The 11,285-nt window shown below is 65.1% G+C and carries 5 protein-coding genes and 1 pseudogene; 2 read left to right on the top strand and 4 right to left on the bottom strand.

All coding sequences use genetic code 11. The annotated features are described in order from the left end of the window. Position 1: 1 nt before the first annotated feature. The 3 genes and pseudogenes from M8312_RS00005 to M8312_RS00015 form a co-directional block, all read right to left on the bottom strand. Positions 2-2,851, bottom strand: a pseudogene (locus M8312_RS00005) (efflux RND transporter permease subunit); the annotation flags it as partial. A 3-nt stretch (positions 2,852-2,854) separates the two neighbouring features. Further along, positions 2,855-4,135, bottom strand: coding sequence for an efflux RND transporter periplasmic adaptor subunit (locus M8312_RS00010; protein WP_250118360.1), 1,281 nt, complete (start codon positions 4,133-4,135; stop codon positions 2,855-2,857). Positions 4,136-4,328: 193 nt separating this feature from the next. Continuing rightward, a complete protein-coding gene (locus M8312_RS00015) occupies positions 4,329-5,840 on the bottom strand; it encodes an MFS transporter (protein ID WP_250119794.1) in 1,512 nt (503 codons plus the stop codon). A 166-nt stretch (positions 5,841-6,006) separates the two neighbouring features. Between M8312_RS00015 and M8312_RS00020 the strand changes: the two genes are divergently transcribed. Next, positions 6,007-7,302, top strand: coding sequence for a sugar MFS transporter (locus M8312_RS00020; RefSeq protein WP_250118361.1), 1,296 nt, complete (start codon positions 6,007-6,009; stop codon positions 7,300-7,302). On the opposite strand, the gene M8312_RS00025 is transcribed toward M8312_RS00020, so the two are convergent. Further along, the gene (locus tag M8312_RS00025) at positions 7,299-8,324 is read right to left on the bottom strand and encodes a LacI family DNA-binding transcriptional regulator (RefSeq protein WP_250118362.1); all 1,026 of its coding nucleotides are present in this window, start codon (positions 8,322-8,324) and stop codon (positions 7,299-7,301) included. The genes M8312_RS00020 and M8312_RS00025 overlap by 4 nt on opposite strands. Positions 8,325-8,489: 165 nt before the next feature. On the opposite strand from M8312_RS00025, the gene M8312_RS00030 reads away from it, so the two are divergent. Then, positions 8,490-11,258, top strand: coding sequence for a TonB-dependent receptor (locus tag M8312_RS00030; RefSeq protein ID WP_250118363.1), 2,769 nt, complete (start codon positions 8,490-8,492; stop codon positions 11,256-11,258). The last annotated feature ends 27 nt before the right edge of the window (positions 11,259-11,285 follow it).

Raw genomic sequence — 11,285 nt, forward strand, 5'->3', positions numbered from 1 at the left:
CCATGGTCGTCAGCAGCCCGATCTGCAGGTAGACGTCGTTTCCAGCCCGCGCAGGGTTACTGCGATGATCCCCCGCCTCGCGCCGACCAGCCCCAGCGGAATGACCAGCAGCACCGCGACCGGTATCGACCAGCTCTCGTACAGCGCCGCCAGGCACAGAAAGACGACCAGCAGCGACAGTCCGTACAGCAGCGGCGCCTGTCCCGACGACAGCCGCTCCTGATAGGAAGCGCCGGCCCAGGCCACGCTGGTGCCCGGTATCTGAGCCGCCAGCTGCGCCATCCGGTCCATCGCCTCGCCCGAGCTGACGCCGGGCGCGGCCTGGCCCTGGAACTCGGCGGCGGGCACTCCCTGGAAGCGCGACAGGCTCGAAGGGCCGGTGTCCCACGAGGTTGCAGCGAAAGCGGAGAAGGGCGACATCTGCCCGCCTGACCCTCGGACATACCATTGGCTGAGGTCCGACGGGTCCTTGCGATAGGGTGCGTCGCCCTGGACGTAGACCCGCTTGACCCGGCCCTTGTCGATGAAGTCATTAACGTACCGCCCGCCCCAGGCCGTCGCCAGCGTGCTGTTGACGTCCCCCTGGTTGAGCCCGAGTGCGGTCAGCTTCTGCTGGTCGACGTTGATGTCCAGCTGGGCAACTTCGGGCAGGTCGGACAGGCGCACGCCCGTCAGTTTCGGGTCGGCGTTGGCGGCGGCGAGGAGCTGGTCGCGCGCGTCCGCAAAGGCGTCGCGGCTCATCCCGCTCGAATTCTGCAGCTCCATGGTGAAGCCGCTCGACTGGCCAAGTCCGCGGATGGCGCCGGGCACCAGCGCGAACACCTGGGCATCGCGAAATCCGCGGAAAGCGCCCGACGCGCGCGCGACGATCGCGTCCGCGCCATTCTCCTTGCCCTTGCGCTCATCCCAGGGCGCCAGGTTGATATAGCCCTGGCCGGTATTCTGGCCGGTCGCGCCACCGCCGCCACCGCCGCCCGCGACCGTAAAGACGGTCGCGAGGTTCTTGCCCTCATATTTGTTGAGATAATCCTCAATGCCCTTCTGCACTTCCAGCGTCCGCTGCTGGGTCGCGCCGGCGGGCAGGCGGAACTGGATGCTCGCCGCACCCTGGTCCTCGGTCGGGAGGAAGCTCGACGGAAGCCGAAGAACAGCACCACCAGCACCACGCAAACGATCCCATAGACTCCCAACGCGAGCCACCGCCGCGCGCGATCACCGCCTTCACCGCCCCTTCGTAGCGGTCGACCCCCCGGCTGAAGGTGCGGTTGAACCAGTCCTGGAAGCGGTGGGTCAGCGCCATGAACCGGTTGGCGTCGTGCCGCTCGGCGGCTTCCTCTTCCGGCTTCTTGCGTGCCTTGAGAAGGGTGGAGGTGATGGCCGGCGACAGGATCAGCGCCACCAGCACCGACAGCACCATGCAGCTGATGATGGTCAGGGAGAATTGCTTGTAGATGACCCCCGTAGAACCGCCGAAGAAAGCCATCGGCAGGAACACCGCCGACAGCACCACCGCGATCGCTACCAGCGCTACCTGGATCTCCTTCATCGATTCGATGGTCGCATCCTTGGGGCTCATCCCCGGATTCTCTTCCATCAGGCGTTCGACATTCTCGACCACCACGATGGCGTCATCGACCAGCAGTCCGATCGCCAGCACCAGTCCGAACAGGGTCAGCGTGTTGATGCTGAAACCAGCCAGGTAGAAAATCGCAAAGGTGCCCAGCAGCACCACCGGCACCGCGATCGCGGGAACCAGCGTCGCCCGCCAGCTCTGCAGGAACACGAACATGACGATCACGACCAGCACGACCGCCTCGAGCAGCGTCTTCACCACCTCGTCGACCGACAGCTTGATGAAGGCCGTCGTGTCGTTGGCGTAGGTATGCTTCAGATTGCTGGGGAAACCGGTCGCCAGCTGGGTCATCCGCGCCTTTACCAGGTCGGCGGTCTTGAGCGCGTCGGCGCCCGGCGCCAGGCTCACCGCCATGCCCGCGCCGGGATGGCCGTTGACGTGGATCACCGCATTGTAGTTCTCGGCACCAAGCTCCACCCGCGCGACATCGGCGATCCGCACGGTCGCACCCGACGGCTGGGTCTTGAGGATGATGTTCTCGAACTGCTCCGGGGTCTGCAGACGGGACTGGGCGGTGACCGTGGCGTTGAGCAGCTGCGACCCGGCGGTGGGAAGGCTGCCCACCTCCCCGGCCGCCACCTCGGTGTTCTGGTTCTGGATGGCGGCGATCACGTCCTGCGGCATCAGCGACACCGCCGCCAGGCGCGCCGGATTGAGCCAGATGCGCATGGCGCGGGGGCTTCCGAACACGTTGACGTCGCCCACACCCGGAATGCGCGAAAGCGGGTCCTGAATGTTGGACGTCAAATAGTCGGACACGTCGATGTTGGTCAGCCGGTTGGTCGGATCGTAGACCGCGACAATCAACAAAAAGTCGGCGTTCGATTTGGTGACCCGGATGCCCTGCTGCTGGACCTGCTGGGGCAGTCGGCTGACCGCCTGCTGGACCTGGTTCTGGACCTGCACCTGCGCAGTGTCGGGATTGGTCCCCTTGGCAAAAGTGGCCGAGATGCTGACCGACCCGCGCGAGCTTGAGGTGGAAGAGAAATACAGCAGCCCATCGAGGCCGGTCAGCTGCTGCTCGATAATCTGGGTGACGCTGTTCTCGACCGTCTGGGCGTTGGCGCCAGGGTAGGTCGCGCGGATGTTGACCTGGGGCGGGGCGACGTCCGGATATTGCGCGACCGGCAGAAGGGTAATGCAGCCGATGCCGGCCAGCATGACGATGATCGCCAGCACCCAGGCGAAGATCGGCCGGTTGATGAACAGCCTGGACATGCCCTAGCGGCCGCCCCCCGCGCCGCCACGCCCGCCGGCAGCGCCGCCGCCACCCTGACCAGGCGGGCGCGGTGCAATCTTCTGGGGCGTGCTTGCCGCCACCGGTTTCAGCGGCGCGCCTTCGCGCAGGTTGGCGAGCCCTTGCGTGATGATCCGGTCGCCGGGGTTCAGTCCGCCGGTCACCACCCAGCTGCTCGCGTAGGTCCGCTCGGCCTTGACGCTCCGCCGCACGGCCTTGTTGCCGGGTCCGACGATAAAGACGAACGCCTCGCCGCCAAGCTCGCGCTGAAGCGCCTGCTGCGGCACCAGGATGGCGTTCGGGGTCACCGCCTGAATGAAGCTGGCCTGGACGAACATGCCCGGCAACAGCGTGCCCTGCGGATTGGGGAAACGCGCCCGTAAGGTCACCGTGCCGGTCGCTTCGTTGACCATCATTTCGCTGAACTGGACGGTGCCGGTGTAGCCATAGTCGCTGCCGTCCTCGAGCTTCAGGCGCACTTGCGTGCTGCCGGGGGTCGCGCCGCCGGTCGCAAGCGCGCGCTTCAAGGTGGTCAGCGCCGCGCTCGATTGCTGGATATCGACATAGATGGGGTCGACCTTCTGGATCACCGCCAGCGGATCGGCCTGGCTGTTGCTGACCAGCGCACCTTGCGTGAACAGACTGCGTCCGATCCTGCCGCTGATCGGCGCCCGGATGGTGGTGAAGTTGAGGTTGATCCGCGCCGTCTGGAGCGCGGCCTGGTTCTGCCGGACCTGCGCCGCCGCTTGCCGCGCCTGCGCCGCCGCGTCGGTATAATCCTGCTGGCTGACTGCCTCGATCTGCGCCAGCGGTTTGTACCGCGCCGCGCGCGCCCGGGCCGCGTCGGCCGCCGCCTCGGCGTTGGCGACATTGGCCTGCTGCTGATTGGCCGCAGCCCGGTAAAGCCGCGCGTCGATCTGGTAGAGCGGCTGTCCCTGCCGGACGAAACTGCCTTCGGTGAACAACCGGCGCTGCACCAGCCCGGTCACCTGCGGCCGCACTTCCGACGTCTCGAACGCGACCGTGCGCCCGCCAAGCTCGTTCACGACCGGCACATTCTCGGCCTGGACGACCACAAAACCAACTTCCTTCGGCCCGCCGCCCGGCCCGCCAGGACCGCCGCGCCCACCCGCGCCACCGGCCTGCCGGGACGCATTGCCGCAGCCAGCCAGCGCCGCGCTAAACATCAGCAAGCACGCCAGCGCTGCCGTTGGGGTCGGGTGGCCCGCCACCTTGACCGAAAGCCGCAGCGGCCGTGCCGTCATTCGTTCATTCATGGAGAAGATCGTACCGGAAGGGGAGGGGGCACTTGGGCGTCAGCCCCTCGTCCGCCAACCTGCGGATCGGCGGACGGGCGGCGACGCTCGACGAAGGGCTACGCAGTCGAGCGCCCCGCTTCAAGTTCGCTTGCGCGACAAAGTTCCACAGGTGGACCTTGGTCCAGCCATGAACCTTTTGTCACACGGCGGGCGCATTCTCCCGCACCCTCAGCGTCGCCAAGGCAGCCAGCACCAGCGTCCCGGCCGCGAACGCCATGGTCCAAATCGGCTGCCCGGGGAAGAACGCCTTCATGATCGAACCCATTACCGTCGCCACCAGCAGCTGCGGCACCACCACGAACACGTTGAACAGCCCCATGTAGATGCCAAGCTTCCGCTGCGGCAGGCTGGAGGCGAGGATCGCATAGGGCATGGCGAGCAATGACGCCCATGCTATGCCGATCCCTATCTGGGCGAAAATAAGCTGGTTCGGCGTTCTCAGGATGAAAAGGCTGGCAAACCCCGCTGCGCCGCAAAGCAGCCCGAAGACGTGAGTCCGCACCTTTCCAATTTTGCGCGACAGAAATGGTAAAAGGGTCAGAGCCGCGACAGCAGCGATGCCATTATAAACCGCCGAAAGAACGCCGACCCAGTTTCCCGCATCCTGGAAGGCCTTGCTGTTGCTGTCCGTCGTGTCGAAGAAATATTGGGCGACCACCGGTGTCGTGAATGTCCACATGATAAACAGCGCCGACCAGGTGAAGAACTGCACCAGTGCCAGCTTCTTCATGACCGGAGGCATGCCGGAAAAGTCACCAACGATGCTGGCGAGCATCCCTGCACTGCGGCCCTGTCGGACCAGGCCGATCGCCAAAGCGCTGAGCATGCCATAACCGGCCAGAAGAGCGCCCAGGAGGTAGACTTCTTTTTGTAGCGCAAATTCACGGGTGCCGAAGATCACCACTGCTCCTGCCGCAATCCAGCCCAAACACCAGCCGAAGCTGCGGCTCGCAAGGAGGCGCACCGTGTCCTCGCCGCCCTCGTGTCCAACCGGCTCGCCGAACTCTCGCAGTTCGTCGGGCGAATATTCCCGCGTGCTCAACACGGTCCAGATCACCGCCACCAGTAGTGCTGCACCGCCTGTCCAAAAGCTCCACTGCACCGTCGGCGGCACTCCGCCTCCGGGCGCCTCGTTCGCGACGCCCAGGTGCTCGAGCAGGTAGGGAAAGATTGACCCCGCCACTGCCCCGGCCCCGATGAAGGCGGTCTGCACGGCATAGCCGGCAGTATGCTGATCCTTTCTGAGTACGTCGCCAACGAACGCCCGGAAGGGCTCCATCGAGATGTTGAGGCTCGCATCCAACGTCCACAACAGCAGGCCAGCCATCAGCAGAATATGGCTGAAGGGCATCAGGACAAGGCTCAGTGCGGCGAGCAAGGCACCTCCCACGAAATAGGGTCGACGCCGCCCGAACCTGCCCAGCCAAGTGCGGTCGGAAAGGAAACCAATGATCGGCTGAACCAGCAGGCCGGTCAGCGGCGCCGCGACCCACAAGGCCGGCAATTCCTCGACCTTCGCGCCCAGCGACTGGAAAACCCGGCTCATATTCGCGTTCTGCAGCGCGAAGCCGATCTGGATGCCGAAAAAGCCGAACGACAAGTTCCACAGCCCCGCCCAGTTCAGCCGCGGCTTCTCCGTCATACCCGTCATCTGATCCACCGACGCTTTCCTCCCGCCATTCTTCTGTCATACGCTGGCCAAGAAGCGCGCCACTGCCAAGGGCGCAGGTGAGTTGTGCATTGCAGCAGCATAGGTATTCACAGGTGACAGGAAGCGGGCGAAACGCCTAGCGTCCGGCAGGAGAGGGGAATTCAATATGGCCGTGGCTCACGTATCGCCGATTGGGGCGGGGGAAGATTCAGCGTCCGCGAGCGGCCACACCGACGCGCCGGAACTGCGCTATTTCGTCTTTGCGCTTTTCTTCATCTTCGGCGGCATCACCAGCCTCAACGATGTCATCATCCCCAAGCTGAAGGAGCTGTTCACGCTGAGCTTCTTCGAAGCCAGCCTGGTCCAGTTCTGCTTCTTCATTGCTTACGCGGTCGTCGGCATTCCCGGCGCTCGCCTGGTCAAGCGGATCGGCTACATGCGCGGTGCACTCGCCGGGCTCGTGACCATGCTGGTCGGCTGCCTTCTGTTCATTCCGGCCAGCCGCTCAGCGCTGTTCCCCCTTTTCCTGTTCGCTTACTTCATCCTCGCCGCAGGCGTGGTGCTGGTGCAGATCGTCGCCAACCCGCTGATCAGCCTGCTTGGACCGGCGCGAACGACCAGCAGCCGGCTTACCTTTGCCCAGGCGTTCAACTCGCTTGGCACCACCATTTTCCCTTATTTCGGCTCGATCCTGATCCTGGGCGGCCTGGCGAGCCTCAGCGCCAAGGAACTGTCGGGCCCGGCGCTCGACGCCTATCGGACCAACGAAACGCAGGCGATCGTCAGCGGCTATCTCGGCCTCGCCGTCGCGCTCGCGGTGGTGGCCGGCGCCGTCTGGCTGTTCCGCAATCACCTAAAGGGTGAACGGCACGAGCCGAGCAGCCTTGCTGACGGCCTGGCTCTTCTGAAGGGCACCCGCTTCGGTTGGGGTGCGGCCTGCATCTTCCTCTACGTTGGTGCCGAAGTCGCCATCGGCAGCTTCATCGTCAGCTATCTCAAGCAGCCTAGCGTCCTCAGCCTGACGGACCTCTCGGCCGGCAAGCTCATCCCGCTTTATTGGGGCGGCGCGCTTATAGGCCGCTTCATCGGCTCCGCCGTGCTGCGCGTGGTCAGCCCGGGCAAGGTGCTAACCTTCAATACCATCGGCGCCATTACCCTCATTCTGATCAGCGCCAACACGAGCGGCAATGTCGCGGCCTACACCCTGCTTGCTATTGGCCTCATGAACTCGATCATGTTCCCGACAATCTTTAGCCTTGCCTGCGAAGAGCTCGGGCCCAAGGCAGCGGACGGGTCGGGCATCATCAACGTCGCCATTGCCGGCGGGGCGATCATTCCCGCCATCTACGGCGCCATGGCCGATAGGATCGGTCTCGCCGCCGCGCTGACCTTGCCGGCCCTCTGCTACCTCGTCATCGCTGGCTTCGGCATGTGGTGCGCCCGGCACCGCGCAGCCTTCTAAGGCAGGCTGCTGCCCCGTACCTTGAGGGTGCCGGGCAGCAGCTGGCTGGTAATTCCGCGCTCATCGATGCTGGCGATCAGTCCTTCGACCAGCGCCTTGCCGGCCGCGCGTGCGTCCTGGGCGACGGTGGTCAGCGGCGGGTTGGCATAGCCCGCCGCCGCCAGATCGTCGAAGCCCACCACCGACACATCGCGCGGAACCACCACTCCCTGTTCCTGAAGCGCGTGCATCGCCCCGATCGCCGCCAGATCGGATGAGGCAAACAGCCCGTCGGGCAGGGCGCCACGCCGCTGCAGCTCGGCCATCGCCGACCGGCCTTCCGCCTCGCTCGGCCCGGCCGGAACGCATAGCTGTTCGTCCACCGGCAATCCGGCGTCCTGGTGCGCCCGGACGTAACCGCGGTGCCGCTCCAGGAACTCCGGATAGGCCTCGGTCGCCGTGCCGATGAATGCGATCCGGCGCCGGCCAGCCTTGATCAGGTGCCGCGTCGCGTCAAATCCACCCTGCTCATTGTCACAGCCAACCACCGCGCCGAACTCCGCCGCACGCGGATTGCCCCAGCAGATGAAGTGCGTCCCGTGCCGCACCAGCTGCTCCAGCCGCGGGCGGTGCAGCGTATAGTCGCCATAGCCCAGCAGGATCAGCCCGTCGGCCTTGCGGCTGTCCTCATAATCGACGTGCCAGTCGTCGGACAGCTGCTGGAAGCTGATCAGCAGGTCATAGCCGTGCGCGGCGCAGGCCCGCACCATCGATCCCAGCATCGACAGGTAGAAGGGATTGATCAGCGTCTCGTCGGGCGTGGGGTCCTCGAAGAACAGCGCCGCCAGAGTCCGCGCCTGCTGCCGCCGCAGGCCGGAGGCATTCTTGTCGACCTTGTAGTTGAGCTTTTCGGCGGCGGCGAAGACTCGGGCGCGGGTCTCGGCGCTGACAGCCGGATTTCCGGACAAGGCGCGCGACACGGTTGGCTGGGAAACACCCGCCAAAGCCGCGATATCGAATGAAGTTGGCCGCCGCTGTGACATCCAAGCCGCACTGTAGCCGCTTGAATACGTATGTATAGCGCGGCCGCTCCGTTTCGCTCCTGAATATGGCTGGTAAGTTACGGTTGGAGGCTGACCATCGGTCTGCCCTGGAGGAACTTACCGGCCGCAATCCTGCATGAGCGCGCCGTCTGGAGGGGAAGAAACGTGACATCCAACCTGAATCTGCGGCGCTTTGGCAGCGCGGCGAGCCCGCTGGCGCTTGGCGTCGCACTGGCGCTGGCCGCAAGCCCCGCCGCCGCGCAGGACGCGACGCCCACCATCACCGGTGCCGCCAGCCAGGACACTGCCGGCGCTCCGCCGCCCGCCGATGAAGGCTCGGTCATCGTGGTTCGCGGCTTCCGCGCCGCCCTTCAGTCCGCCACCGCCAAGAAGAAGCGGTCCGAGACCGTCGTGGAATCCGTCAGCGCCGAGGACATCGGCAAGCTGCCCGACAACTCCATCGGTGAGTCGATCGCCCGCCTGCCGGGCCTCGCCGCCCAGCGCAGCAACGGCCGCGCCAACATCATCTCCATCCGCGGCTTTGGTCCGGACTTCTCGACCACCACCCTGAACGGGCGCGAGCAGACGACCACCAACGACAGCCGCGCCGTCGAATTTGACCAGTTCCCGTCGGAGATCCTCGCCGGCGTCGACGTCTACAAGACCGCGCAGGCCGATCACACGGCCGGTGGCCTTGTCGGTTCGATCGACCTTCGCACCATCCGCCCGCTCGACTACCGCAAGCCGGTGATCGCGGTCGGCGCGCGCGGTACCTATGTCGACCAGAAGGTCATCCCGACCGTCACCGACAAGGGCTATCGGGTCTATGGCACCTTCGTTGACCAGTTCGCCCAGGACCGTCTCGGCGTGGCGCTGTCGGCGGCCTACTCGGACGAGCCTTACCAAACCCACGACTGGAACGCCTGGGGGTATGGCGGTTACGGCGGCAACAACTATGGCATCAGCGGCGTCAAGACCTGGTCGGAAGCCTCGCGGCTGAAGCGCCTTGGTCTTAACGGCACGGTGCAGGCCAAGTTCACCGACAACCTCACCCTGACCGTCGACGGCTTCTACTCGCACTTCAACGAGAAGCTCGACCAGAAGGGCTTCGAGATGCCGATCCTGTGCTGCGGATCGACCGTCACCAGCTTCCAGTCGACGCCGCTTGGCGGCGGCGCGGCGGGCGCCGGCGGCCTCGTCACCTCGGCGACCTGGACAGGCCGTCCGCTCATCGAGAACTACGCCACCGACAACAAGAACAACACCTATGCGCTGGCCGGCAACCTCAAGTGGGACAATTTCCACGGCACCCGCGCCTTCATCGACCTGAGCTGGTCGCGCACCGACCGTAATCAGGACCGGCTTGAGACTACCGCCGGTCTTGGCCGCAACCTGCCGACCACGGACCAGGCCGGCAACCCGCTACCCGTCTCCAGCTACGGCGGCACCTTCGGCTACACCGTCACCGACAATAACGCCCTTCTGTTCACCAGCAGCTTCAACGGCGCTAACCCCGCGCTGGTGCTGACCGACGTGGAGGGGTGGTCCGGAAGCCCGATCCAGGCCGGCTACGACAAGATCCGCCGCAGCCGCGACGACCTCAAGGAAGCACGCGCTGAGGTCGAACAGGACATCGGCGGCTTCGTCCGGTCGATCAAGGTCGGCGTCGATCACACCTATCGCAAGAAGAACCTGACGCAGCAGGAAGCGGTCTTGTCGCCGCCCAATGGCGCCAGCTCGATCGCTATCCCAAGCAACCTGCTGCTGACCCCGGTGCAGCTCGATCGCGGCTTTGGCCCGATCCTGTCCTACGATCCGCGCACGCTCGTGCCTGGCGGCATCCTGGTCTACAACGCCAACACTTTCGGCAACTCGCAGGCGTACAACATCAGCGAGAACGTCTGGTCGCCCTACGCCATGGCGAACTTCGACCATGACCTGGGCAACGGCAACACGCTGACCGGCAACCTGGGTGTTCAGGCGATCCACACCGGAATCACCTCGCAGGGCGCGATCAACCCGACCATCAAGAACAGCTTCTGGATGGTCCTGCCGAGCCTCAACCTAAACTTCCGTTCGGCCGATGGCTTGGTCGTGCGCTTCGCGGCGTCCGAGCAGATGATGCGTCCGCGCCTGCCTGACATGAACAACATCGTCGGTTTCAGCTACAATCCGGCCTACAACCCGCCGATCTACACCGGCGGCGGCGGCAACCCGCTGCTTCGCCCCTACAAGGCCGCTGCGGTTGACCTCTCGTTCGAGAAGTATTTCGCGACCAAGGGCTATGTCGCCCTGCAGCTCTATTACAAGCACCTGATCGACTACATCGATCCGAGCGCCAACGTCACCAACTTCGACTATTCGGGCTTCCCCAAGCCGCCGGGTCTGGTGCCGAGCTCGCCGATCGGCGTGTTCAGCGGCCCGGTGAACACCAAGGGTGGTCACATCGCGGGTGCGGAGCTGGCGGCGACCTTGCCGTTCGACGTCTTCACCCCGGCGCTGGAAGGCTTCGGCATCACCGGCGGCCTTGGTTATTCCAAGACCAAGGCGATGAACGCAGCTGGGCAGGAGCAGGCCATTCCGGGCTACTCGAAGTGGGTCGGCAGCCTTACCGCTTTCTATGAGCGGTACGGCTTCAACCTCCGCGGCTCGATGCGTTATCGCTCGAGCTTCCTGGGCGACTTCTCGCTGTTCAGCGGTGGCCTCGATCGTCAGGCGGTGCTGGCGGAGACCGTCTATGACGCGCAGGTCGGCTATGACTTCCCGGCGAACTCGAGCCTGCACGGCCTTTCGCTCTATCTGCAGGGCCAGAACCTGACGGACGAGCGGCAGGCGACCCTGGCGCAAATCAACGGCCTTGCCGTTCCCAACGCCTGGCTCAAGTATCAGACCTACGGGCGCCGGTTCCTGGCCGGTTTCACGTACAAGTTCTGATGGCTAAGCGACGGTCCCGGCCTATCC

Source organism: Sphingomonas sp. KRR8 (assembly GCF_023559245.1).
Taxonomy (GTDB): domain Bacteria; phylum Pseudomonadota; class Alphaproteobacteria; order Sphingomonadales; family Sphingomonadaceae; genus Sphingomicrobium.

Coding starts and splice junctions, on each gene's coding strand:
- M8312_RS00020 (WP_250118361.1), top strand. CDS start 6,007: ATGGCCGTGGCTCACGTATCGCCGATTGGGGCGGGGGAAGATTCAGCG.
- M8312_RS00025 (WP_250118362.1), bottom strand. CDS start 8,324: ATGTCACAGCGGCGGCCAACTTCATTCGATATCGCGGCTTTGGCGGGT.
- M8312_RS00015 (WP_250119794.1), bottom strand. CDS start 5,840: ATGACGGGTATGACGGAGAAGCCGCGGCTGAACTGGGCGGGGCTGTGG.
- M8312_RS00010 (WP_250118360.1), bottom strand. CDS start 4,135: ATGACGGCACGGCCGCTGCGGCTTTCGGTCAAGGTGGCGGGCCACCCG.